Raw genomic sequence first — 25,866 nt, 5'->3', positions numbered from 1 at the left:
CTATGCCAATGTCGAAACATAAGGGTACGCTGTTCGTACCGCAGGAAACCCACCCGCTGCTTAATGTGCCTTCATCTGTTGCCTTGCGCCAACATTTGGTACGCGTAGCGTACCCTACAATTCACATTGATTTGTTAACTGTTTCTGGTACTGGTGGGAGTTTTCAACTTTTACCACATACAGAGCCATAAAAAAGCCCCGCCACATCCGTGAGCAGGGCTAATTATCAAGCACGAGCAATGCTTTTTTGTCAGAAAGGCGTACAGAATTCGCCGAGTTTACTGATAACCACACAGGCTTTAGGTATCGGATCGAAAGCCACTTTACCGTCGGCAAGCGATTTCCCGTTCATTTGAGCGCTGAGATTACCGTTAATTCCTTTGATATCGAGTGTCAGATCGATTTTACCGCCGACATCGAGATCGATCACCGGTAAATCGGGTAGGGCTAATTGCGCAAGTTTCAAAGCGGCTTTAGCGCTTTCCAAGCTGATAATCAATCCGGAAACGCGCGGATCCAAATCGATCGGCAGTGTCGAGATGCCTTGTTGAATACCGTACAGAACCTGTTCGGCAGTCCACAATACCCCTTTGGCGGCCGCCATAGCAATATTCAGTCCGGCAATCGCCGTTTTGGCAACCCCGATCTGACCCAATTTATAAGTACGATACCCGGTATAGGCGATCCAAGCGGCCGGTTTTTCGTACCACGGCCGATTTTGATACCATCGGTATTTGGCTGCAATTTCGCCGTTGTATTTTTTGATCAAACCGTTTTGATAATCGATCTGCGATTGCAATTTATTAACGCCGTTTTGCGCACTGGCGACATCGGCCCGGGCTTTTTCCAGATTGGCCGCATCGCGTTCCCGATCGGCCTGAACTTGTTTCCGCGCTTGATCGACTAAATATCCGGCTTCTTGGACTTTTTGCTCGGCCTTAAGAACGCTTTCCCTCGCTTTGTTCAACGCGGCGGTAATATCGCCAATCGGTAAATAGATACCTGCATTACCGGTCAATAAAGGCCCCTGGTTGGTAATTTGACCGCCCATGCCGATCTCGCTCAGCGGCGTGACGAATTTTCCGTTGATAAAAAAGCCTTTGGCGCTGATATCCAAAGCAACCGGCGACAATCCGACGCCTGCAACCTGCATTTGTCCCGACATCCGGACATAGCTCAATTCGGGACGGGTAAACGGAAAGAAAATGTCGACATCGACCGAACCGCCCAATTGTATTGATGGATGGATGCTTGAAGATGTCCGTCCCCTCAACCGGATACCCTCGACCGTTACCGTCAAATCGGCGCTGTTGACCGCTAGATTATTCAGATTGACGCCGACCAGTTTGCTCAGTCCGGCGGTATCGTAGCCGAACTGGCCCTTGGCCCGCAATTGCGTCAGCACTGGATTGGCGCTGCTGATATAACCCGAAACCAGTGTTTTGTTGGCCGGAGTGAACGGTACGAAAGACGGTAGAAACGAATAATTCGGATCGTTGATGCCGCTGAAATAGGTGGCCTGTTCGTCTTTGGTTATCGTAACGCCTGCAGTGGCATTGCCTAGCGGAAACGAAAAGTTCAGGAAATTCGGAATCAGATCAAACGAAACCTCGACTTTACCGTTACCGCCTTGCATATATCCTTCTTTGCCGATATACGTGACGATTTCGCCGTTGAGTTTGACGAATTTATAGAGCGGTAATTCGGTTTCGATATAAAGATGTCCTTTGAATTCGCCCGCGCCTTCCGGTATGCCCCAAATCGTTTCCGGTCTGAACGGAATACCGCCCTCGAACGAAAAGGCCAGATCGCCTAAATCGGGTAAAACCGATTTGGCGGTTTCGGAGGCGGCGTCTTTGACTGCATCGTTGTTTTCTTTAGTACCCCCGCCGTTTTGCTGCTCCCGTTCCTTTTTCCTTTCTTCGTTGGCCTGCTTAGCCAAATCGATTGCGGCTTCCGCTTTTTCCACAACTAATTCGCGTGCATTTTGCGAAATGAAAAAATAAGGCTCTTCGAGGTCGAGAATAAAGGTCACGCTTTTATCGCCGGGCACCGAAAAATTGAACGGATTATCGCCCTCCTGATTCATTCCCAATAATGCATCGAGCGGCATATCGAACGCCAATCCGCTTTGGAAATGAAAAAACAAATAAGCAGGCTGCTTGATATCGTTAGGATCGCTTTCCGGATCTTTCGGGTTTTCCGCTAACGGCAAGGTGTAACCGTCCGATTCAAGCAGCGATTTCAACATTTTTCTGCCGGCCAGCCCGACTGCAGCCAATGGTTTGGCGGTAAAGCTCGCACCAGCCAACAGAGGTACCGACGGAAAGGGCGCCTCGGCAACACCGTAGACTTCGAAACCGATATCGGTATTGTCGGTGTTTCTGGAAAAATACAACTGCGCATCCAGTAACGGCACATTGCCGGCCGGGGTTTTGACTGTCAGATCGCCGATCATTTCATAGCGGTCGCCGTCTCCGTAAAAATCGGCAACGCCGGACTCGATCGCCAAACTTTCATGTATCGAGATCGAACAACGATAAGCATCGCAACTGACGCCTTCCGCACCGAACGCGGTCGACATCAACGGAATTTGCAGTAAAGCGGTCATAAATAGCTTTACCATCGGTTTTTTTCTTGTTTTCATGGCACACACCCTAAGTTAATGATTTAATTACGATTTTGCGCAACTCCATCGTATGTGGTTTAACTTAGGAACTCTGTGCGGTATTCACCGGGTATTCGGGTAATAAACACGGTCGATTTGCCTATCGCGTCATTACAATTTGTCATCCGAACTTGTTTCGGCAAACTTACAACGCATCATGAATTTATCACTTGAAGTCAAGCGGCCTTTCAAATGACCCCATGAACCATAAATAAAAATCGCCGCTATAATCCTGTAAGAACATGAGCTTTTTCTAGTCGACCTTGATAACGTAACACTATGAAAAATATTATTTATAACTCAATCGTCATTGCGTCGTTCTTATCGTTATCGGCATGCGCGCCGAAACGTCACTATACCGACAACAACATAACGACCCGCCCCCTCGCTTCAGGAACAAGTACCCAAACCCGCGTATCGGCAGCGGTTGAGGAATGGCGAAATAGCGGCGTCAAGGTTTCCGCCGGACAGAATTATCGGGTTTCTGCCAAAGGACAATGGCGGACTTATCCGACCTGCAATTTTACCGGCCCCGACGGCATCGGTTTATACAAGGCGTGGTGCGATAATTCGCCGCTATTCCCTCCGATTATCGATGGTTACAGTCATTCGACTCTAATCGCCAAAATCGGCGAACAGGGAAAGCCTTTCGTAGTCGGTTCGGACGTCACGTTTACGGCATCCGAAAACGGCCCCTTAATGTTCAGAACTAACGACGTAATCAACGGCAACCACGACAACGAAGGTTATGTCGATGTCGAAATTGCCTTTGCCGATTCTAATCCTGCAATCGCATCACCAAATCCCGCAATGATCACCCTGCCCCCCGGCACCCAACAATTGTCGGCGTCATCGCCCACAGTGCAACCCATGTCGAACGCCGCCATTGATGCTATCGGCACGATACCGCTGCGCCGAGCCGCTTTAGTCATCGGTAATAGCGAATATGCCTTCAGCCCGTTAAAGAACCCGGTCAACGATGCCAAAGCCATGGCCGACTCCCTGAGCCGTTTAGGGTTTGAAGTCACGTTATTGCTCGATGGTAATCAGGAACAAATGGAAGCGGCGATCGATAAATTCGGCCGGCTAATGAGTGCGGGTAAATTAGTCGGTTTATTCTATTTCGCCGGGCACGGCGTCCAGGTCGACGGATCGAATTACTTGATTCCTACCGATGCGGTCATTAAAAGGCAGTCCGATGTCCGTTATAAAGCGGTCAATATCGGACAAGTATTGGGCGCCATGGAAGGCGAAGATAATTTACAAATCCTGATTTTGGATGCCTGCCGGGACAATCCGTTGCCGCGCAGTTTCCGGAGTGCCGGCCGGGGCCTCGCCAAAATCGACGGTCCGAAAGGCACCATTATCGGCTTTGCGACCAGTCCCGGTTCGGTTGCCGCCGACGGCGAAGACGACAACGGAATCTACACCAAGCATTTGCTCAACACTATGCAAGTCCCCGGACTCACGATAGAAGAAGTTTTCAAACGCGTCTTGCAAGGCGTCAATCAAGAAACCGGCGGCCAGCAAATACCCTGGATGGAATCGTCGTTTACCGGCAACTTTTTGTTTATACCGTAACGTTCATGAAGGCCTAGCCATCGCCCCGGCAAATGAAAGTTCTCTGGTGGCGGAGGGTGCGGTCACTCGCCCGACAGGACGCCGTGAATACGTCCATGTAGGCTCGACGGCGGCTCCCTGCCGCCGACGCCTGTCGATCGAGCAACCGCCCCCTCTCTGGAACCGGTATTGCCAGAACAGAGTTTTGTATATCGAAAAATTAGATAAAGTGTCCAAATCTACGAACTTTCACAGTAATAAATCGTGACAACAACAAAAATGACGCCTATTCTTGACAAACCCGCTCAATTATTGTTGCATGCAATTTGATGGTTTTAATACTTCTCTTTTTATTCTTAAGGCCATACGTAAATATTTAGTCCCCCTCTTTGAAAAAGACGACTGAATGGATGCAGGAGGTAGGGCACCAACAGGGAGGCGCTTTAGGCGACGCTGGGCAGAAAAAAGCTCCTGCATTTTCTGCATTCTTGACATCCTTGTCACTCAGCAGTTGCCGAGGGGTTAGGGGAGATTATTTAAATAAATCCCCCTTTTTCAAAGGGGGAGAAAATCATCGTGGCCATCCTTATTTTTTAACTCGACACGTCATACTGTCTTTGTACCAGTAATGAGACGTCACAAAAATAAGTAACGCTTGCATTAAGGCTCTATGCGCCTCAAAAGCTTGCCATCCATGGCACTGGATTCCGCCAGTCCATGGCGGAATGACGGGTTTCCGTTAACTTAATGGCAGTACCGTATCCAGACGGAAAAAGAAGAGAGATTGCCGGCAATTTCCCGCTGGTCACTAAATCACAAATCGAATGTGCATGCTTCACATCGTAATTTCTCAGGGATGGTTACACTGACCTCGAACTTTAAAACCACTCGGAGAAACCCCATGAAAACATTATCTATTTCACTGCTTGCATTGGCTTTGACTGCCGCCGCTTCGTCTTCCGCATTCGCCGAAGGTTCGAAAATCGAAAAATCCACGTTGATCAATGCGTCTAAAAATACCTTGACCAATACCCAAGCCATCGGCCGCAATTCTTCGGCCAATACCGGTTCAATCAGTATCGAAGGTTCTAAGGTCGAAAAATCGACTGTGATCAATGCATCGAAAAATACACTGGCCAATACTCAGGCGATCGGCAGAGACAGCTCGGCCAACACCGGTTCGGTCGATATCAAGTAACGAATTCAAGCTTCGGATGTGAATAGATCACATTTATTCCGTGATTGCTTCACGCCGATAAACCCGAGGCCCGGTTACACTGACCTCGAACTTTAAAACCACCCAGGAGAAACCACATGAAAACATTATCGACTTCACTGCTTGCATTGGCTTTGACTGCCGCCGTTTCATCTTCCGCATTCGCCGAAGGTTCGAAAATCGAAAAATCCACGTTGATCAATGCGTCTAAAAACACGCTGACCAATACCCAAGCTATCGGCCGCAATTCTTCAGCCAATACCGGATCGATCAGCGTCGAAGGTTCTAAGGTCGAAAAATCCACAGTAATCAACGCATCGAAAAATACTCTGACCAATACTCAGGCAATCGGCAGAGATAGCTCGGCCAACACCGGTTCTATCGATATCAAGTAAACCTTAACCCTTACGGGAAACCGGTCCGATTATTCTATCCGTCCGGTTTCCCTCATTACGAGGAAGACGGCTATGTCATTTATTCGATTGTGTACTTTGTTACTCTTCATCGGCTTGCCCGTAACGCCGCTTCTAGCCAACGATTTAGACGACGGTATCGGCATCGATGAACCCATCAACGATAACATACAGCTCAATCCCAATATCGATTTTATAAAACGCAATGCTTTGGCAAAAGCGCGACGCAATACCGATCAAAATTCCGGTTGCGGCGGAGCAGGCAATCAAACCTTCGGTCCTGGCGCTAATTTGCAAAATGCCACCATTATTAATCTTTCAGATAATAGACGCGCCAATTCGGTCTGCATCGAGCGAAGACGATAAGCGTCCGGATGCCAAATTTTTAGAAACGAGGTCGTGTTATGAACAACTATAAACTCACTAGCGGTTTTCGAATCATTGGCTTGCCGCTCTTGCTCGTCGGCTGCGGTTTAAATCCGCAGAGTGCCGATATTGGGCTCAATGAAACACTGCCTGAAGCCAAGACCACGATTTATCAACGCGCAATCAATAAATTGGGCTTGATGACCGAAATTTACAGCAACGAGCCCGTCAAAATCATGGCCAAAGAAGTGTTCGACAATACCGGGACTTCAGTAGCAACGAGCGGTGAAATTCCGCGTGACATCACTGAAATGGTCAAGAGTACCTTGAACGGAATTGGCGGAAACGTACTTTACATACCTTACGAACCCGAATTCATGCTCAATACCGCACAAACCGGTTATAGCGGCTATGAAGACAAGATCCTGCCCCAGGTTATTTTGTCGGGAGGTATTACCGAATTCGACCGCGGCCTCGTGACCCAAGGCGACTCCTTCGATGTCGATATCGAGGTGAAGGAATACGGGCTCAATTTTACCGATCAAAATAAGTCCTCACTGGCCAGCGTCACGTTGGATTTCAATATGATCGATTTCAAAACGTTTACCGGCATTCCCAGAATACAGGCGATCAACGGCATCAAACTACATAAGGCGACCAAAGAGGACAGCATCGGTTTTACGATCAAAAGCGTCACGTTCGGCGCAAAAGGCGAAATCAAAAAAGTACAAGGCAGGCACGCGGCCGTCCGTTTGCTGGTTCAATTGAATATGATTCAATTGATCGGACGCTATCAAAAATTACCCTATTGGCGTTTGATACCCGGCGTCGAACCCGACGATGTCGTGATAGATCAAGTCCTAGCCGATTATTATTCGTTTACCCGTTCGGAACAAATAGCCAAGGTTCAGGAATTACTCTATCTGCATGGCTTCAGCGTGCAACCTACCGGTCAGATGGACGGCGCGACTCAAAGTGCATTACAAAATTTTGTTCAAAAACACAACCTACCGGGAACCGATTTGAATCAAGAGCTTTATCTTGCCTTGTATGAAAACGTTCCTTTGAATCATGCCACCCGGCAACTGCGAAAAAATCTGAAAGGACAGGGAAGCTTCCATTATGCCGCTCATGAGCCGATGACTTATAGCCCGCCGGCGCCCGCCCCGGCTCCGCAAACTTTTATCGACGCTTCGCCTACTCCCGGCTCGTTATCGCTTAGAACCAACAAATCCGAATACCGTATCGGCGAACCGATGCAAATCGATTTCACGGTCAGCGAACCGATGTACGTCCGCATCGTTCTGATCAATTCGGAAGGCAAGATCGACACGGTTTTCCCGAATATCTATCAACCCGATAATTATTGCTTACCGGGAAAAACCTACAGCATCCCCTCACCCGGCGCTGATTTCACTATCGATGTCTCGGGCCCGACCGGCACCGATAAACTCAGGGCTATAGCCTCTAAAAATCCGATTCCGGCCGAAGCATTGTATTTCACCAACGACGGTCAATTCGACGAATCCAGAATAGCGGCCAATTCGGTTAAAGCCGCACTCGACTATGTCATTCGATAAGGTGAGTATTATGAAAAAATTAACATTAATCTTACTTACCGGCCTGATTTTACAAGCCTGCGAAAATGCTCCGGTCAGACGCGAGGAAATGATTTCCGAACATCCGGAGTGGGACAAGGAAATGGTCGAAGTCATCAAAGCCGGCTATTTGGTTAAAGGCATGGATCAAGACCAAGTCAAAGCGGCTTGGGGAAGGCCTTGCTGGAGCTGTACAGGCACCACTTCCGGAGATTGGGGCGAAGCCTGGGAATATTCCACGCAAGTGGTATTTTTCGACAAAAACGGCAAAGTTACCCGTTGGGAACAAAAATAAACCAACCGTTTCAATGAGATGAAACTAAGACTATTGAAATTTATGAGGTTACTAACATGAAACTACATCACTCTATCACCGCCGCCAGCGGTGCCCTTTTGCTGGCTTTATACACCCTTAATGCTCAAGCCGAACAAGTACGCATGTACGATGCTCCGCCAAGCGCCGAGGAAATGGGCAAAGTTCTGTTCGGAGGACAAACGAACGACACTCCGGGAACCATGAAAATGCGTTCTATCAATTTCCAACCCAAAAAGAATGAGCGGGCCGACGATTTCGCCACCGCCGAACGTGTCGAAGCGGAAAAAACCAGTATCGGTTTGCCGATTAAATTCGCCTATAACTCGGATGAAATTTTGCCCGAATCGCTTCCATTCTTGGAAGAAGTCGGAAAAATGATGACGATGTCCGATTTTGCCGACAAGCGCTTGATCATCGAAGGCCATACCGATGCGGTCGGGTCGGCCTCTTATAATCTGGATTTATCCAGACGCAGAGCTCAAGCCGTAAGAAATTATCTAGCGCGTAACTACGGCGTTTCCTCGAACCGGCTGACCACTAAAGGGCTCGGAAAATCCAAACCTCTGCCGGGCCGAGACCCCTTCGATGCGGTCAATCGCAGAGTTCAGTTTTATAGCGCGAATTAACAACGCGGCTTTTTTATACGATTCGTCATCAGGAAACACGCTATGACAACGCAAGGAATACAAACACCCGATTTCCGGCCCGGAAAACGGGCCGGCCGCCGATCTCTCACTATCGGTCTGAGCTTAAGCCTATCCGTTTTATTACCCTCACCGACCGATGCTATTGCAGGCCAAGCGACGACCGGCAAAATCATCATCGACGGTGTCGTTTACGGCGGCAGCGATGCGCGTATAGAACAAGGCTCCGGAGTTTTAGGCAAGGAACGCCGCGACCTCGGTCCGTTCCGGGCTATCCATGTTGCCGCCGGGATCGATATTAACTATCGTAACGGCCCGGCGCAAAGTATCGAGATCATCGGCGACCGAAACTTGATTCCTATTATCGAAACATCGGTTAGCGGCGGCCTATTAACGATCGCCGGACGTAAAAGTTATCAACAACATTTACCGCTGACTGTCGAAATTACGAGCCCCCGTCTGGACACCCTTGCTCTGCATGGCGCCGGCGATATTCGTCTAACCGCTCTCAGGCAAGAGTCGTTGGCTCTGACTCTCAACGGAAGCGGCAATGTGATCGCCGACGGACAGATCGACCGTTTCAGCGTGACCGTCAATGGCGCCGGCGATATCAATGCACAAAAACTGATCAGTCAACAGGCCGATATCAAATTATCGGGTTCCGGCGATATTACAGTTACTGCACGGGAAACATTAAAAGCCTATCTGATCGGTAGCGGCGACATTACTTACTACGGACGTCCGGCACTCATCGAAAAACGCATAATCGGCAGCGGCGATCTGCAACCGGGAGATTAAATGAAACTCACATGGCGCGGCGCTTGGATCATTCTTGCCGGTTCCCTCCTGATACTCGCGAACGGTTCTGCACAAACCAATCAATTGGCGGGGATCACATTCAACGAATCGGAATCGCCGACAATCAAACCAAAAGCGATGACTAAGCCGGAACTCAAGACTAAAAAAGATCAATGGCATGAGTTGCACGGTAGTTTGAATAACCGGTATGTTTTTTTGATAGTGAAAAAAACCGGAGCTAGAGACGTCACCGGCTATTTATTCGACGGCAAAGGCAACAAAAAATACATTTACGGCGAATGGTTCAACCGAAATTTACAGGTGTACGATCAATCCAACAAGCTGTTGAATATTATTCTGTATCCTTAGATTTATACCCATCGCACTTCAAATTTCGGCATTGACGCATGGAGGCGCCGGGGTGTTCGGCAAAGGCTTTGACAGCAGGGATGCTGTCACAGAGCCTACATGGACGTATTCACCCAGCCCCTAAATTCCATAGCCCATCGGTCATGGTTAATAGTCTTACTAATTTAGGGGCTGGATCCTTTGACGGACACCCAGGCGCCGAAATTTGACCAGCAAAGGGTATAATCATTTATTTTGCATTGATATTCTTTAATTTTTCCTACGACCTCTCTAAGAATTTCGTAACAAAAACTTCCCGATTATTCAACTTTCCTTCGCTACGCGTACCTTCATGCCGTTAACAGCAACTCCCACTTTGAAGATAAAAAAGGTGCGAGGGTATATTTGGCGAGGATATCGGCGGCAGGGTAGATTTTTGCTCCATGCAAAATCTGCATTCACACCATCCTTGGCATTCGAACCGCCGTCAAGCCCCCATAGATGGGTTTAGGCGTTCCTCGACAGGCATACTCCGCCCCTGAATAAAAGGCGAACTTTCTCAAACTGGAATCTTGATACCGTTAAGCACCGAATAATCCTTACCCAGATCAAACCATAAGGGCTTGTCTTAGCATTGACGGGGTTACCATGGCATACTTAAGGAAGGAACGCGTCATTCCGCCAGGGATTGGCGGAATCCAGGGCTTCGGATGGCAATGCGTAGCACCACTTCCATGCAACATGGGTATCGACAACCCATACCGATATGACGAATAAAGCCATAAACACACCATAGAATAGGCACTAAGTTGGCGCTTATGGTTACCATGGTACGCATAGCGTACCCTACGGGGGCATATAGCTAATGCGACCTTGATACCGTTTATTGTCGCCTAGCGCGTAACCCGTATGCAGCAGAGTGGAATTGGAATGCGGGAAAGACGTGGCTTCGATCTTCTCTGTCTGATTAAAACGGAACTTGTACTCTCACTCCCCCCGAAAAGTTATGGTTGTTGACGAAGGAATGTGCTTGTACCGTATCGTAATTGACGAATGCCGAAATACCGTGCATGAACTGAGCGGAAACTCCCGCACTCATCACAATGTAGTCTCGGTCCGGTCTATCGGTGCGGATATTGAACCGTGTTTGCGTCGAGTCTTGGATAAAAAATGCTTGAATATTTCGTTGATCGTTTTTGAATTCGTGAATATATTCGGCTCTGGCCATCGGCACGATTATGGCCCAAGGCAGGCTTATCGCATAATTGAGCTGTAAACCGGCTGCAGTCTGCATTGAATCGAAATCCTGTTCGTCGACATGCAACGCCCAACCAGCACCGCCCCGTTCATTCAGCGCATCCACTTGGCTGCTCGTGTAGTCGACACGAACTTGTGGAGTAATCGTTAGACCGCTGACGTTGAAATTATAACCGGTATTCATCGACACGTTAAACTCGCGGCCGGAGTTATCGCCTAGAGCATTGGTATTAATAGTCTCAGCGGGAACCGAATATTGAATGCGCCTTCTGGTCGCGTAATCGATGTGGCTACCGCTGAATATGCCGTCGATGAAAAAACCGTCTTCGGTATAAAACGAGGCGTATACCGCGCCGGTATAGTTATCGGCCTCCATTTCGCCAAGATTATTCCTATATCTCGACGTCGCATTGTTATAACCAAACGCCATACCCATCAGGAAGTTATCGGTAAACCGGTAGTCCATACCGACGGTTCCTCCATGCGTATCGAGATTATAGCCGGCTTCGTTCGCCGTAGTGCGACGGTCGCCAAAACCGATATTGCCGTTAACGAACACTCCGAGCCGCTCATAGCTATCGCCGCCGGCTGCTCCTTTGTTCTGATAATCTCCCCAATTGGCCAATTGGTTGGACGACGCCGGATTGCCGTTACTGTCGAGCATCAGGCCGCTAATGTTCAAACCGCCGCCTTGCCTCCCACTTCGTATCGCACTGATGCGGTTACTGAGAAAACCGAACTGAGTGCTGTTCATTTCCAGCGACATCGACTTTTGTGCCGCGGTTTGCTCGGACGTTACTCGTGTCATGATTCCGCTGGGAAAACCCACTTGTGCGACGTTATTACACCGAACCTGCAATTCGCTTCCGAGACGACCATCATTCGGAGGGCAAATTGCAATAATTGTGTTCCTGACAAAATCCCGATTATCTTCGGTCGCATATGTATCGTGACTCATTATTCCAACTAATAAAGGCGCCGTACATAACGCCAACCCTTTAGAGTCTCGTATTAGATTTTTACTTTTTTTCATTACTCCCCCTACGATTTAATTGCTAAAAAAGCCTGAATTATTATATTTTTAATGTTATTTAACAGAGGCTTAACTATTATATTTAAGGTTATTTTTTTATTATTTAGTGGAAATTTAATGCTTATGCCATGCATCAAGGCTCGTTTCGATTAAGCAATACACCTACTTTTAATCCTTGATTACTAAAAAATCAAAAACTATTTCGGCACAAAGAAAAACTCCCCTGACTCATGCCCCGCATGATTAACCGGCGCGTATTGCGGAACTTGCTCGATACCGTAACGGGCTGCTATCGCTACGATATTGGCCGATACATTCCGGTACAATTCCTGGCCTTCGAGCAAAGAATCGTTGCGATCCAATGCCTTGATGAAGGAGGCTGCGAATACCGAATGCTCGCCTCCGCCGCCATCCATCACCGGTTTCAATCCGCCCGAAGTCATTACGGTCCGGGACCGGGCTTTGAGCATCGCTTTCAGCCATTCGGATTTCTTTTCGGGACTCATGCCGACATCTAAACGCGCCAGTGAAGAACGAGTCATCGCACCGGAGTAACAAGAATCGGCAACGACCATAACGTGTTTTGCGGACATTGCATTTAAAATATCGGTGATCGAAATGGTCGAAATCCAATTTGCGTTATTGTCGGCTTCGGCATCGACCGGCAACCAATGCCCGCGCATGTTGACTTGATCCAACTCGCCATGGCCGGCATAGTAGATCAGTAAATTATCTTTTTCGGTCAGCTTGGCCCGCATTTCATTCATCGCCGACAAAATTTGATAACGGTTTGCGTCGATCAATACCTTGGTCTTGAAACCGTATTTTTCGCGAAGAACCCGGTCGACCGCTCGCGCATCGTTGACCGGCGTATCGAGAGACGGAATTTTCTGATAACGATTGTTTCCGATGATTAGTGCATGATAATGGCCGAAATCCAAATCCTTCCATGGGCTGACAGTCTGCAAGCGGGTAATGTCTTCTTTACCGCGTTGACTATCGCTTATCGGGCCTTCCAAGGTCATTTTGAATTCGAGGCTTTCGCGTGCGCCGTTGTTATCGACCGCGACAATTCTAACCGGCGTTTCCTGAGCAGTAATGGCGATGCTGCTGTTAAAAAGGCCCCGTTCGTCGAGACGGCTTTTTACATCGTTGATCAATACCGACAACATACCCGCCGGCGAACTAGCCTTACCGATGATTTCCCGTTCTTTGACTGCAGAGCGCAACGTTACGGTCGGCACTCCGCGCACCCGGACGAAAGGCGGATCGATAATTTCGATCACGGGTTTTTGCGCCGCTGCCACGGTTACCGAAAACTTCTGTAATTGTTGGATTTCTTGTTCGTATCTTTTCTTTTCGGCTTCGAGGCTTGCAATCTGATCGGCCATGAGCCGTTCACGGTTTTCTTTTTCTTGTAAGTCCTTTTGAATTTTCTTCAGGGCATCCTGGTGTTTTCGTTCGATTGTGTCCAATTGCTGCGTATCGCCGGCCGTCGGAGTGGCAGACACGGGACTCTTGGCCGACAACAATTCTTGCTCGGTTTTTGCTAATTGCGCCTCGGCGTTAACTAATTTAAGCTGGATTTCGCCGGCTTCGGTCTTCTGTCTTTTGAGTTGGCTATAGATTTGATTGGCCCGGTTTTCGGTTTCCTGCAATTTACTGTTGAGTTGGTCGACTTCTTGACGATACTGCTTTTCAAGATTGCCGACCTGAGCCGCGTAAGACGATAATTCCCGTTCCGCATCTTGCAATTTCCTTTTTAAATCGGCGATGGCCGCATTGTCGCCTCGGCCGATAGCCGCATCTAATTTCGACTGGGTATTGTTGCGCTCGTCTAAGTAGCGTTGCAGTTTTTGTTGGCTTTCCTGTAATTGGCGCTGCGTTTTCGCGAGTTCGCCCGATAAGCGTCTTGCCTCATTGCGGCTGTTGTTGAGCTCGGCTTTGAGCCATTTGATTTCCTCCAACAAGCCTTCATCCGGCGAGGTCTGTAGAGTTGCCGCATAGGGAAGATCTTTATCGTCGAGTCCCGAGGCTTTCTGGTACCATTCCATAGCAGCGGCGGAGTCCTGCTCGACACCAAGCCCCTTTTCATAGAGATAACCGAGACTTAATTGCGCTCGCTTGTTGCTCTGCTCGGCCGCCCTTTTAAACCATAACGCCGCGCTTTGATAATCCGGCTGCGTTCCAAGCCCTTTTTGAAAAATTTCCCCGACATAGGCCTGAGCTTCGGCATCTCCCTCTTGAGCGGCAGGGAGCCATAAGTTCAAAGCGGTCGCATAATTCGAACGATCGAATGCGACATAATCGCCGCCCCGAATTTCGCAGTCCAGCGCGGTGGTCTTGATCGGAATCTTGGCCGTTAAAAAGGTCATCATCCGGCCCATTCTTCTAATTTGCCCGGGCAGGAGACAATCGACGATATAAAGTTTATCGGCATCGCGCATCTGTTCCACTTTCGCAAAATCCGCCGCGCGCTCCTTGACCCCGGCGGAATCTGCCGTACAAGCGGCCAACACTACGATTGTCATTGAAGCTAATAAGGGAAACGGTTTCATAGTTTAAGCCGAATCAAAATTATCAATATAACGTGAACATAAAATTCAGATCTTCTCAGGGTTCTTTAGATTATCTTTAGCCATACCTAATAGTCATGGCTATTAAGTTCAGCTTGGGTTCCTACAGAGAACTATGAAAACCGGGCTAACCACAAAGCGATGTTAAGACAAAACACATTACCGACAAATATTCATTATAAATATTGGGATTTTGCGCGCATTTTCACAAAAAATAATATTAGTACTAATTTTTAAATCATGCTAGAAACAAAATAGCCGATCAGTTCAGACAAACCTCATATAAAATCAGTCCACTCAACGGTATTAGTACGCTCGACTTAAAACGGCAAAGCGGTAAGTTTCAAAATTTGGGAAATTTTTTAGGGAAAATTCGGCAATCGATGCCGAAATCTTATTGGAGAGAGAAGGGAAAAAGACATAAGCGCCAAATTAGCGCTTATTTTATGGTGTATATGCGGCTTTATTCGTCATCTCGGCTGAATTGACGATATTCTAGTCCATGGATATGAAGCTACGGCCATCCCTGGCACTGGATTACGCCAATCCCGGGCGGGGAATGACGCGTTTTTTCCTAAAGTTGTCGAAATGGGAAAACAGGGAATTGAGACCTTCCCTGGTCATAATCTCAAAAGCAATAAGAGAATGGATAGCTCAAATACAACCTATCCGCGCAAAAATTTATTCACTATTCACTGCTAACTGCTAACTGCTAACTGCTAACTGCTAACTAAAATTAAGCATAGTTTCTACCATAAAATATTTCCGCCATTTCCTGTTGTAGTTGTTCTTGTATGGCTTTCTTTTCTTCTTCGCTAAACGCGCTTTCTTTTTCGAACAAATAATTTTCCAACTCGGTTTCTTTCAACAGCATTTTGGTATGGAAAAGGTGTTCTTGATAGACATTAACGTCGATCATTTGATATTTTTCGCTCGTATCTTCCGAGATATATTTTTGAATCGACGTAATATTATGATCGATATAATGCTTTTGCCCCGATACATCTCGTGTAAAACCACGTATTTTATAATCCATGATCACAATATCGGATTCAAAACTATGGATCAGATAATTTAATGCTTTTAACGGCGATATCTGACCGCAAGTCGATACATCGATATCCGCACGGAATGTGCTGATCTCGGTATCGGGATGGCTTTCCGGGTATGTATGAACGGTGATATGGCTTTTGTCCAAATGGGCGAGCACAGTTTCAGGCAGCGGTCCCGGCGACTCGCTGTTGAGTTGCTCGGCATCGACTTCAGTATCCATGCCCTCGGCAATTAACATGGTCACACTAGCACCTTGCGGATCGTAATCTTGATGCGCAATGTTCAGAATATTGGCGCCGATAATTTCGGCGACATCCTTTAATATTTGTGTGAGGCGGTCGGCATTGTAAGCCTCATCGATATAGTCTATATAAGCCTGTTTTTGATCGGCCGGTGTATAACAAACATCGTAAATATTAAAGCTGAGCGACTTTGTTAAGTTGTTAAAGCCGTGTAATTTTAATTTTTTCAAAATTTATTAAACCTCGATTACTTCAAAGTCGTGGGTAACTTCTGCCGTCTTACCCAGCATGATGGATGCGGAACAATATTTTTCCGCCGATAATTTTATCGCGCGTTCTACAGCATTCGCTTTAAGTTCACGTCCGGTTACGACAAAATGTAAATGAATTTTGGTGAATACGCTGGGTATGGATTCCGCTCGTTCAGCCGTTATTTCTACACGACAATCGACGATGTCGTTTCTGCCTTTGCGCAAAATTTCTACGACATCGAAAGACGAGCAACCGCCTAGTCCGAGTAAAATCATTTCCATCGGCCTCGCCCCCATGTTACGTCCGCCATGGTCTGGCGAACCGTCCATGACGACTGCATGTCCGCTACCGGTTTCGCCAACAAACATAACACCGTCAACCCATTTAACTTTCGCTTCCATCTGTCTATACCGACTCAATAAAAGTCGCATAGATTACCACACCAGGCTAAATTTAAAAGATCATCATTGTTGATTTTTTTATAAAAATGCGGCACTGTTAGCAGAATTTTTTTTACAACATAGTTAGAGGATGATTAGTTGTTATGACCCCTAGTAAGCTAAACCCGGCATATAGAGATGCATTGGAGCCTTTTTTACACTTGTGCCATACCAAGTCCTACCCGGCTAAAACTACTATCATTCGTCCCGGCGATACCGGTGACCGCCTCTATTTTATTATCGAAGGCTCTGTCAGTATCGGTGTCGAAGACGAAGACGGCCGTGAATTGATCCTCGCTTATTTAAACAAACACGACTTTATCGGCGAAATCGGTGTATTTAAGCCGACCGACACTCGAGAAGTCAGTGTTAATACACGAACGCCCTGTAAATTGGCGGAAATCGGTTATGAAAGGCTAAAACAAGCATTAAAAAAAGAATTGTTGGAATATGCTCCCGAAATCCTATCCATGCTCGGCGAACAATTAGCCTCTCGCCTTTTAATCACCAGCCGCAAATTCCGCGACCTCGCCTTCATGGATGTGGAAGGCCGTATCGCTCGTACCCTTCTCGACCTAGCAAAAGAACCGGATGCCGTTACTCACCCGGACGGCATGCAACTGCGCATCACCCGTCAAGAAATCGGCCGGATTGTCGGTTGTTCTCGGGAAATGGCGGGACGCGTACTCAAGGAGCTTGAAGATAAAGGCCTGATTACCGCCCACGGCAAAACCATCGTCGTTTTCGGCACACGTTGACCTAATCATTATTTATGATCGACAGTTGTCTATGCGGTTCGGGGTTACCGTACGAACAATGCTGCCGGACTTACCATGACGGTAGCCGATTTTCCGAAACCGCGGAAATCTTAATGCGTTCGCGGTTTACCGCCTATGCCTATCATAACGCGGCTTATCTTTTAGCGACCTGGGACAATGCTAAAAAACCTCAGTCTATCGATTTTTCTAAAGATAAAACGGTTTGGACCAAGCTCGAAATCGTCAACGTCAAAAAAGGCGGTAAAAACGACGCTAAAGGCTTAGTGGAATTTAAAGCCTTTTTTAGCCTCGATAACGAAGAACGCATCATGCACGAACTCAGCCGTTTCAAAAAATCCGGCGGACGCTGGTATTATCTGGACGGCTTAGTCAAATCGATCGGCCAACCGAAAACGGAAAGCGGCCAAGGCAAAAATGCCCCCTGCCCCTGCGGCAGCGGAAAAAAATTCAAACGCTGCTGCGGACAAAATTAACGCAACTTTTTTCGCCTCATTCAGTCTCATTTCGACATCCATCATAAAAGGGGGCAGCAATGAATCAGCATTTAGCAGCAATCAGAGCTTACCACGACGCATTATCGATTCCGCAAGCCGAGCACGGAGCGCCCGTTGATATTTCCGATATGGATATCATTCTACGTCAAGCTTTACTGATGGACGGCGGCAGTGAAACCTTTAAGGCAATCAAATCCGGCGAAATGGCGGCTATCCTAGCCGGGTTGACCGATCTCGCCTATTACTCGTTGAGCGCTATTGCGCTTTCGGGGAATGAAGTCAGCGATGAACCGGTGGATTGGCAGCACGACGGCTTCGTGCTATCGGTCATGACCTTGCTGTCGGAGGAAATCGATCGATGTAAAGACGGCGATCCGAAAAACTATTCTGCACTCTATTGCTTATGTGTTCACCTAACTAAAGCCTTTTTGAATGCCGACTTTAACGGCGCTTTCCAGTGCGTTCACGCCAATAACATGGCCAGACTGAATGCGATAAAAAACGCGGATAGGCTAACTCAATTGCAATTACCGAAAGCGCCGGACTTGAGCGAATTCATGTACGAATAACGAACATGAAATAAACTTCGACAACTGCTTTCTGGTTCCCACAGTCCTCCTCACTGCCATTAAGTTAAGCCGTTCGTGGTGAGCCTGTCGAACCATGGACGGCTTAACTTATCGACCCAGGCTTTTCCATTCACCCTTCGACAGGCTCAGGGCGAACGGAAAAATCCTTAAATTAATGGGAGTGACGGCCCTCCTGGGAACCCATACCTTAGTTGCCGAGGCAAGATCGCTAAGCATTCCCACGCTGGAGCGGTGGGAACGCGGTACGTTCCTACCTTCTGGAAAGAAGGAATCAAAAAGGCCTACGTTATTTCGTGCTCATTCCTAAATCGAAATTGCCGCCTTGATATGCGCGTGAGCCTGGTAATCGAGCATCTCAAAGTCTTCGTAGCGATAATCGAATATCGATTCGGGCTTGCGTTTGATCGCTAAGCGCGGCAAGGGATAAGGCTCGCGTGTCAATTGTAATTTGGCCTGCTCCAGATGATTCAAATACAGATGGACATCGCCGCCGGTCCAAATAAAATCGCCAACCTCTAAACCGCTCTGCTGCGCGGCCATATGCGTCAACAACGCATAGCTGGCGATATTGAACGGCAACCCCAAAAAAGTATCGCAGCTGCGCTGATACAATTGACAAGATAATTTGCCGTCGGCAACATAAAACTGAAACAAGGCATGACAAGGCGCCAATGCCATTTTTCCGTTGGCGACGTTTTGCTGCGGACTGAGTTTCTCATCGGGCAAATCGGCAACATTCCAAGCCGAAACGATCATGCGCCGGCTATTAGGGTTGCTTTTTATTTGGTCGATTACTGTAGCGATCTGATCGATATACGTTTTATCCGGAGACGGCCATGAACGCCATTGATAACCGTACACCGGCCCCAAACCACCGTCGGCATCGGCCCATTCGTCCCAAATCGACACCCCGTGCCGATGCAAATAATCCAAACGGGTATCGCCGCGCAAAAACCAAAGTAGCTCATGAATGATCGATTTCAAATGAACTTTTTTGGTCGTCACCAACGGAAATCCGTCCGCCAACGAAAATCGCATTTGATGACCGAAAATCGATAAAGTACCGCTACCGGTTCTATCGCCTTTCAACGTCCCTTCGGTTAAGATTTTTTCCAATAAATCCAGATATGGCTTCATGCGGTTTTTCTGTAAGCCCAGTAGAACATAAATCCGCCGATTAGTATCATTGGCATCGATAGAATCTGCCCCATCGTGACCCAATCCAACATCAAATAACCCAGATGCGCATCGGGCATGCGATAAAATTCGACAAAAAACCTAAAGCAGCCATAAAGCATCACCGCTAAGCCGGTCGCGGCCATTGTCGGCCTCGGTTTACTGCTATAAATCCAAAGCACGACAAACAACACCAACCCTTCGAGAAACGCTTCGTAAAGCTGCGAGGGATGTCGCGGCAATGGCCCGGCATTCGGAAACACCATCCCCCAAGGCACATCGGTCGTTCGTCCCCACAATTCGGCATTAATAAAATTGCCGATACGACCCGCACCCAATCCGATCGGCGCCAGTGGTGCGATGATGTCGGTTAATTGCAACATGGTGCAATTATGTTTCCGCCCGAAAATCCACATCGCAACAAACACGCCGAGCATACCGCCATGAAAGGACATGCCGCCCTGCCAAATTTTGTAAATGATGCTCGGATCGTTCAAAAACTCGCTGAAGTTATAAAACAAAATATAACCCAATCGTCCACCCAGTATGACCCCTAGTGCGCCATAAGTAACGAGGTCTTCGATCGCTTCCGGTTTGACCGGCGACCAGGGTTGTTCGGCTCTTTTTTTGCCCAACACCCAAACGGCGGCAAATCCGATCAAGTACATCAAGCCATACCAATGGACTTTTACGGGACCCAGACTGAACGCAACAGGATCGATATTAGGATAAGTCAGCATTTTTCTCGATAGGTAATGATTAACGGCCTTCCATTATACATGTCTTCCGCCGCATCCCGATAAGCACAAGTAACTCTCTATTGTCATTAAATATTCAATAAACTTTCACCGATTTGTCATATTCCGCTGTTATTTTGCCAAATTGTGCTCAAACAACTCCTTTGATACTGAAAATTCGCGCGACCTCATTTTTAAGTTTGGGGTGAGCCGAAATATGGACTTTCAACGGTAATTCAAGACATTAAATGGAGATTAAATTGCCAACCATAAACGAACTATGTCAAAAAATCCGGCCCGGTAAAATCGCTCCGGATTTTTTATTGCCGGAAATAGACGGAATGCCGGTAACTTTTTATGAACACTACTGTGGACAAGGTCCGGTTGTTATCGTATTTTCCGCCATTCAAGTAGAACTCTTACGATATGCGCCAATAGCTGATCATACCAACCTACTCGGAGTATTTTCCAGAAAGCAAAATCATCAGATCGATTCCCCATTTCCAATACTTCAGGATGACGGGCGCTTGACACAGGCTTTTTTAAACGCCTCACAGGTAAGCGAACCGCTGGTATTGATATTGCGCCCTACCTTGACCGTTTTTGCCTGTCTTGAAAATCCCACTCTCAACGAAATAGATCACATCCTCGATGCGGTACCGTCGCATAACTCCATAGTTTGCAATGAAACCGCCCCGGTCTTAATCGTTCCCGAAGTGTTGCCCTCTTCGTTGTGTACACAATTGATTGCTGCTCATGAAGCAGATAACTTCGATAGCGGCATGGTGCGTATGGTCGCAGGGGAACCGACACTGATCCCCGATGCGAAAACTAAAATTAGACGTGATCATCGCTTAAGCGATCCGGATTTGGCTCAGGCAGTAAACGACGCATTAGTCGAGCGATTATTACCGGTTATTGCCCGCGCCTTTCATTATTCAGTGTCCAGACTGGAGGGTTATAAAGTGGTGGCTTACGATGCTGCAACCGGCGGTTATTTTCGTCTGCATCGAGATAACGTGACACCGGATGCCCAACATCGTCGTTTCGCATTGTCATTAAATTTGAACGACGATTATTCAGGTGGAGAAATCGTGTTTCCGGAATTCGGTGCCAAACGATACCGCCCACCGGCAGGTGGCGCGTTGGTTTTTTCCGGCACCTTATTACATGCCGCTACCGATGTGACTGCCGGTAAACGTTATGTATTGTTGACGTTTATGTGGGGGGATGATGTTAGCGGTTAGCGGTTAGCGGTTAGCGGTTAGCGGTTAGCGGTTAGCGGTTAGCGGTTAGCGGTTAGCGGTTAGCGGTTAGCGGTTAGCGGTTAGAAAATTGTAACGGTAATCATGCATCTGTCAAATTCCAAAACTTCTTTCATGATTGATCGTTTAACCTAACGATCATGAGGAAGCCGTCATCAACCCGGCAAATCAAAGTGCGAGGAGTGGGTTAGTGTGCGGTGACTCGCTTGACAGTACGCCGTGAATAAGTCCTTGTAGGCTTGACGGCGGCTCGAACGCCAAGGATGGGATGGCGTGTAGTAGGGCACCAACAGAAGGCGCTTTAGGCGATGCAGGGCAGAAAAATCTGTCCTGCCGCCGACACCTGTCGGTCGAGCAACCGCACCCTCTTCGGAATCGGCATTGTTTTTCATATCGAAAAATTAGATAACGAGTCCAAATCTACGAACTTTCACACTAAAAAGCAGTTGACATGTGTTGAAGACCCGTTCGTGCTGATCCAAAGCGAAGCATGAGCGGATTCCACATGCCGGTCACTAGTTGAGCATTCTAAATTCCGTCCACCCTTCGACTCGGCTCAGAGCGAACGGAATTTAGAATGCCCAACTTTTTTTAGGATCAAAGTTTCTTGGCGCGCTTCGGTGATGGGACGATCGAAGGCATCGGCTTGTTAATATTTTGCCTGAGTTCATCGGCCTCTGCTTTGAATTGATCTATCTCCTCAAAGACGTTTTGCTCCCGAACCGCTTGACGCAGTTCTTCTGCGTCCAATTCTTCCTTGATTTCGGCCTTGACTTTGGCCACAGTATTTTTCGCCTTGCCTACCCAAAAGCCCGCAACGCGGGCCACTTTCGGCAGTTTCTCAGGCCCTATGACCAACAATGCGACCAAACCGATCATGCACAGTTCGGTAAAACCGATATCGAACATAATGGGATTTAGACTTTGCTTTGATGTTGCAATTCGACCGAATCTTCCACTTTTTCGGACTCGTCTTTGCTTAATTGTTTATCGTCTTCGCCTTCCTTGACCGAATTGCGAAAACTCTTGATCGCAACGCCCAAATCGGAACCCAAATTTCTAACGCGTTTGGTGCCGAATAAAAGAATCACGATAACCATGATGATGACTAATTGCGTAACGCTGATGCCCATTGTATCTCTCGACTAAAAGCATTTTAAAAAAATGGGCGTCCTTGCCCACGAGTCTTTCCTTTAGAAAATGACTAACTCACGAGCTCTTTATAAACCGACCACGCCGCCGTCTTCACGCGTAACGACCAATGTCGCCGAGCGCGGACGAGGACCGTCCGGATTGTTGGTTACCACCTCATCGCCAGGATGTCTGAAAACCGCGCCGCTGTCAGGCCAGTTACTGTTGAATACGCCCGGCTGCGAACGGTCGCCCGGATGCTGGAAGTTGACGAACAGGGTTTTGCCGTCCGGTGTCGACACCACGCCGGTGGTCTCCTGTTCGTTCGGCCCCTGCAGGAAACGCTTGATTTCGCCGGTGACCGGGTTGGCAGCCAGCATCGCGTTGGCGCCGAATGGGCCGGACGCTTGTTGCGAGCCGCTCATGTCGGTCTGAATCCACAGCGTTCCGAATTGGTCGATCCACACACCGTCCGGGCTGGCGAAGATGTTGTCTTGCGTCAATGCAGGGCCGCCTTGTTCCGGCAATACCTGGCTGTCGCTTTCAATACCCGCCAGGACAAAGATATCCCATTCGAATTTGGTCGCCCAAGAACGGTTGCCTTGTTCGCGCCAGCGGATGATATGGCCGTAGGGATTCGGTCCGCGCGGATTGGCTGCGTCGATGGGATTATTACCATTCTCATCCGTACGTGAACTGTTATTGGTCAGCGTCATATAGACTTCGCGTGTTTGCGGATGTACCGTACCCCACTCAGGTCTATCCATTTTCGTCGCGCCGACTACATCGGCGGCCAGACGCGTGTTGACCAAGACATCGGCTTGATCCGCGAATTCCACGCCGGCAGCGGCAGCCGCAGCTTGGAATTTCGGATCGTTGATGTCCAAGGCCAACCATTCGCCGGTTCCGTCGTCGTTGAAGCGTGCGGTGTACAAAATGCCTTCGTCCAGCATGTCGCCGTTGGCATTTTTGCTGTAACGCGCTTTTGTCACGAATTTATAGATATATTCGTTACGTGCATCGTCGCCCATATAGAAAGTAACCGGCTGACCCAACTGCGGCGGAGACAACCACGCGCCTTCGTGCGCGAAACGGCCCATCGTAGTGCGTTTGATCGGCGTACTGTTCGGATCGAACGGATCGATTTCCAGCACCCAGCCTTGCGTGTTCGGCTCGTTACGGTAATCTTCAGTCGCATCTGCACCTTTAGGCGTGGCATCGAAGCGGATGTATTGATCTTCGCCGCTTTGCGCGGTTTCCCAAGCGTAACGGCTGCTGGCGGTACGCACGCCATAACGGCTTTGTTCTCTCGGCCGACTCAACGACAAGTCTTCGGCAATACCGGCTTGTGTCAATAACGCGCCGAACTCGCCTACCAACTCGCGATCCGTATCGTTAAAAGTATCGCCGATTTGCGAGTAGACCAAGTTGGTAACTTTTTGATCGAAGAACTCGTCGAAAATACCGATGATACGGTCGGTTTCCGGATAGAAACGCGCAAAGTAGCGGCCTTGTACGAAAGACGTTTTCCGGCCCGGATAAAGAGCAGGTTGCGTGTCTTCAAACCAGTTCAACAAGGCTTCGGCACGCGCCAACTGTACGCGGCTGACAAAATAACCCGCCCAGTTTTCTTCGCAGGTCAAATAAGTACCCCAAGGCGTGTAACCGTGCGCACAGTTATTGATCGTGCCGCGCGCCATCGTACCATCCGGGCTGTATTTGGTTTTGACCAAATCGCTGCCGCGTACCGGGCCGCGAATTTCGGCAGGCGTGCCGGCCGTGACACGGCGGTTGTACGAACCGTTGACCACGCCCCACTCGCCACTGAGCGCATTTTTTTGGATCTCGACCACACTGACGCCGTGCGCGGCGATCTCTTTTCTGACTTCGTCGGTCGGCCGTTGACCGGCAACGAAAGTTGGGCCGGCTGCATGAAATACGCGTTGATCGACATATTCATGGTTTACACACAAGAGGCCGTGACCGTTTGGATCGTCTTGCATCGGGAAATAATGCATGCCGTCGTGATGCGAGCCGACTTGTTGTTCTTGCTCTTCGCCGGTATTGCCTTCAACCGATTTGAATTCCGGATAGCTGCCAGTGATTGGCGTACCCCAAGGGACCAGCGCTTGCGCTTTATAACCGTGCGGGAGGGTTGCGGTATCGGAACGCGTGATAGGAATCGCGTCGAATCCCAATGTCGGCTTCAATGCAAACGGCGGTTTGCCATTTGACAATGCGGCTGGTGGCAGTTTTTTTGGGTTAGCCGCTTCGGCCATATTACCCATACCGGAAGCGCCGAAAACGCCGGCTACTGCTGCAGTTAAACTGCCGCTCAGCACTTGGCGGCGCGACAGTCTTTTTTCCAAAATCGTTGCGAAATGCGGGTTATCCGAATGATTGCTCATCGGCTCGTCGCCATTATCGATCTCAATCATCGTTTGTTTATTATCGCTCATGTAATGCCTCTCTCTTCGCTTAATCAAGGTTAAGTTGAGCGGTCACTATAGTGAGGACATGTGAAAAAATGATGAAGATTTAGTGACTGTAAAATGACGAAAGCGTTACCATGCAAGACTTAATCGATAATTGACAAGGATCAATGAATTAACTTAGTGGCTCATAGGGTTAACTTTGTTTTGTATTGAACTTTCCTATTACTCCCTTTATACTCAAAAAATGCCTAACTTTATGAAGGTATGGGGTGTGGCTAGCGAGGATGTCGGCAGCAGGGATCGCTGCCGTCAAGCCCCCGTGGATGGGTTTACGGCGGTCCTCGATAGACACATCCCATACCTTTTATTCTTAGACGGTTTTTCGATCAAAAGGGAGTAGACTTATACATTTTCAATAGGCTATTACTTTTGATTCCCATTCACTCAATGTTCATCCCAAATTGATCGACCGGAACCCC

23 protein-coding genes are annotated in these 25,866 nt (G+C 48.2%); 13 read left to right on the top strand and 10 right to left on the bottom strand.

Annotation, left to right across the window (positions count from 1 at the left end):
- Positions 1-250: 250 nt before the first annotated feature.
- Positions 251-2,647, bottom strand: a complete 2,397-nt coding sequence (locus MEALZ_RS00190) for a DUF4398 domain-containing protein (protein ID WP_014146559.1) — start codon at positions 2,645-2,647, stop codon at positions 251-253.
- A gap of 300 nt (positions 2,648-2,947) precedes the next feature.
- Between MEALZ_RS00190 and MEALZ_RS22480 the strand changes: the two genes are divergently transcribed.
- From MEALZ_RS22480 to MEALZ_RS00145, 9 genes are all read left to right on the top strand, one after another.
- Complete coding sequence (locus tag MEALZ_RS22480; protein ID WP_014146558.1) at positions 2,948-4,249, top strand: caspase family protein; 1,302 nt, start codon at positions 2,948-2,950, stop codon at positions 4,247-4,249.
- 880 nt (positions 4,250-5,129) lie between these two features.
- Positions 5,130-5,426 (top strand): hypothetical protein, encoded by a 297-nt coding sequence (locus MEALZ_RS00180; protein ID WP_046060905.1) that lies wholly within the window; start codon positions 5,130-5,132, stop codon positions 5,424-5,426.
- A 116-nt stretch (positions 5,427-5,542) separates the two neighbouring features.
- Entirely contained in the window at positions 5,543-5,839 is a 297-nt protein-coding gene (locus tag MEALZ_RS21255; RefSeq protein WP_084685197.1) for a hypothetical protein, read from the top strand.
- Between the two features lie 72 nt (positions 5,840-5,911).
- Positions 5,912-6,223 carry a hypothetical protein gene (locus MEALZ_RS00170; protein ID WP_014146555.1) on the top strand — a complete coding sequence of 104 codons (312 nt, stop codon included), beginning with the start codon at positions 5,912-5,914 and terminating at the stop codon, positions 6,221-6,223.
- A gap of 38 nt (positions 6,224-6,261) precedes the next feature.
- Positions 6,262-7,803, top strand: coding sequence for a DUF4384 domain-containing protein (locus MEALZ_RS00165; protein WP_014146554.1), 1,542 nt, complete (start codon positions 6,262-6,264; stop codon positions 7,801-7,803).
- Positions 7,804-7,813: 10 nt separating this feature from the next.
- Complete coding sequence (locus MEALZ_RS00160; RefSeq protein WP_014146553.1) at positions 7,814-8,116, top strand: hypothetical protein; 303 nt, start codon at positions 7,814-7,816, stop codon at positions 8,114-8,116.
- Positions 8,117-8,172: 56 nt separating this feature from the next.
- Positions 8,173-8,763 (top strand): OmpA family protein, encoded by a 591-nt coding sequence (locus MEALZ_RS20500; RefSeq protein ID WP_014146552.1) that lies wholly within the window; start codon positions 8,173-8,175, stop codon positions 8,761-8,763.
- A 42-nt stretch (positions 8,764-8,805) separates the two neighbouring features.
- The gene (locus MEALZ_RS20495; RefSeq protein ID WP_014146551.1) at positions 8,806-9,579 is read left to right on the top strand and encodes a head GIN domain-containing protein; all 774 of its coding nucleotides are present in this window, start codon (positions 8,806-8,808) and stop codon (positions 9,577-9,579) included.
- Positions 9,580-9,948: a hypothetical protein gene (locus MEALZ_RS00145; protein ID WP_014146550.1), complete on the top strand. Its 369-nt coding sequence runs from the start codon at positions 9,580-9,582 to the stop codon at positions 9,946-9,948.
- A 946-nt stretch (positions 9,949-10,894) separates the two neighbouring features.
- Here the strand turns inward: MEALZ_RS00145 and MEALZ_RS00140 are convergent.
- From MEALZ_RS00140 to MEALZ_RS00125, 4 genes are all read right to left on the bottom strand, one after another.
- A complete protein-coding gene (locus MEALZ_RS00140) occupies positions 10,895-12,142 on the bottom strand; it encodes an autotransporter outer membrane beta-barrel domain-containing protein (protein WP_046060904.1) in 1,248 nt (415 codons plus the stop codon).
- A 272-nt stretch (positions 12,143-12,414) separates the two neighbouring features.
- Positions 12,415-14,775, bottom strand: coding sequence for a caspase family protein (locus tag MEALZ_RS00135; RefSeq protein ID WP_046060903.1), 2,361 nt, complete (start codon positions 14,773-14,775; stop codon positions 12,415-12,417).
- 754 nt (positions 14,776-15,529) lie between these two features.
- A complete protein-coding gene (gene speD / locus MEALZ_RS00130; RefSeq protein ID WP_014146547.1) occupies positions 15,530-16,318 on the bottom strand; it encodes an adenosylmethionine decarboxylase in 789 nt (262 codons plus the stop codon).
- 6 nt (positions 16,319-16,324) lie between these two features.
- A complete protein-coding gene (locus tag MEALZ_RS00125) occupies positions 16,325-16,741 on the bottom strand; it encodes an OsmC family protein (protein ID WP_046060902.1) in 417 nt (138 codons plus the stop codon).
- A 143-nt stretch (positions 16,742-16,884) separates the two neighbouring features.
- Between MEALZ_RS00125 and crp the strand changes: the two genes are divergently transcribed.
- Genes crp through MEALZ_RS00110 form a run of 3 tightly spaced genes read left to right on the top strand, consistent with a single transcriptional unit; the run spans position 16,885 to position 18,622 of the window.
- Positions 16,885-17,538: a cAMP-activated global transcriptional regulator CRP gene (gene crp, locus MEALZ_RS00120; protein WP_014146545.1), complete on the top strand. Its 654-nt coding sequence runs from the start codon at positions 16,885-16,887 to the stop codon at positions 17,536-17,538.
- A 14-nt stretch (positions 17,539-17,552) separates the two neighbouring features.
- Complete coding sequence (locus MEALZ_RS00115) at positions 17,553-18,032, top strand: YchJ family protein (protein ID WP_014146544.1); 480 nt, start codon at positions 17,553-17,555, stop codon at positions 18,030-18,032.
- Positions 18,033-18,091: 59 nt separating this feature from the next.
- A complete protein-coding gene (locus MEALZ_RS00110; protein ID WP_014146543.1) occupies positions 18,092-18,622 on the top strand; it encodes a nucleoside triphosphate pyrophosphohydrolase family protein in 531 nt (176 codons plus the stop codon).
- Positions 18,623-18,946: 324 nt separating this feature from the next.
- Here MEALZ_RS00110 and thyA read toward each other — a convergent pair whose 3' ends face one another.
- Positions 18,947-19,780, bottom strand: coding sequence for a thymidylate synthase (gene thyA / locus MEALZ_RS00105; protein WP_014146541.1), 834 nt, complete (start codon positions 19,778-19,780; stop codon positions 18,947-18,949).
- Positions 19,777-20,559, bottom strand: coding sequence for a prolipoprotein diacylglyceryl transferase (gene lgt, locus MEALZ_RS00100; protein WP_014146540.1), 783 nt, complete (start codon positions 20,557-20,559; stop codon positions 19,777-19,779). The genes thyA and lgt overlap by 4 nt, the downstream gene beginning before the upstream one ends.
- A gap of 257 nt (positions 20,560-20,816) precedes the next feature.
- On the opposite strand from lgt, the gene MEALZ_RS00095 reads away from it, so the two are divergent.
- Complete coding sequence (locus tag MEALZ_RS00095) at positions 20,817-21,803, top strand: 2OG-Fe(II) oxygenase (RefSeq protein ID WP_223842332.1); 987 nt, start codon at positions 20,817-20,819, stop codon at positions 21,801-21,803.
- Between the two features lie 615 nt (positions 21,804-22,418).
- On the opposite strand, the gene tatB is transcribed toward MEALZ_RS00095, so the two are convergent.
- The 3 genes from tatB to MEALZ_RS00075 all read right to left on the bottom strand — a co-directional run bounded on the left by tatB (position 22,419) and on the right by MEALZ_RS00075 (position 25,411).
- Positions 22,419-22,730: a Sec-independent protein translocase protein TatB gene (gene tatB, locus MEALZ_RS00085; protein ID WP_014146538.1), complete on the bottom strand. Its 312-nt coding sequence runs from the start codon at positions 22,728-22,730 to the stop codon at positions 22,419-22,421.
- A gap of 8 nt (positions 22,731-22,738) precedes the next feature.
- The gene (gene tatA, locus MEALZ_RS00080; protein WP_014146537.1) at positions 22,739-22,954 is read right to left on the bottom strand and encodes a twin-arginine translocase TatA/TatE family subunit; all 216 of its coding nucleotides are present in this window, start codon (positions 22,952-22,954) and stop codon (positions 22,739-22,741) included.
- Positions 22,955-23,041: 87 nt separating this feature from the next.
- Positions 23,042-25,411 (bottom strand): PhoX family protein, encoded by a 2,370-nt coding sequence (locus MEALZ_RS00075; protein ID WP_014146536.1) that lies wholly within the window; start codon positions 25,409-25,411, stop codon positions 23,042-23,044.
- Positions 25,412-25,866: the final 455 nt, after the last annotated feature.

The organism is Methylotuvimicrobium alcaliphilum 20Z (assembly GCF_000968535.2).
GTDB classification, from domain to species: Bacteria; Pseudomonadota; Gammaproteobacteria; order Methylococcales; family Methylomonadaceae; genus Methylotuvimicrobium; species Methylotuvimicrobium alcaliphilum.
Note: the sequence above shows the minus strand (reverse complement) of the source record. Positions and strands in the feature narration are given on the sequence as shown.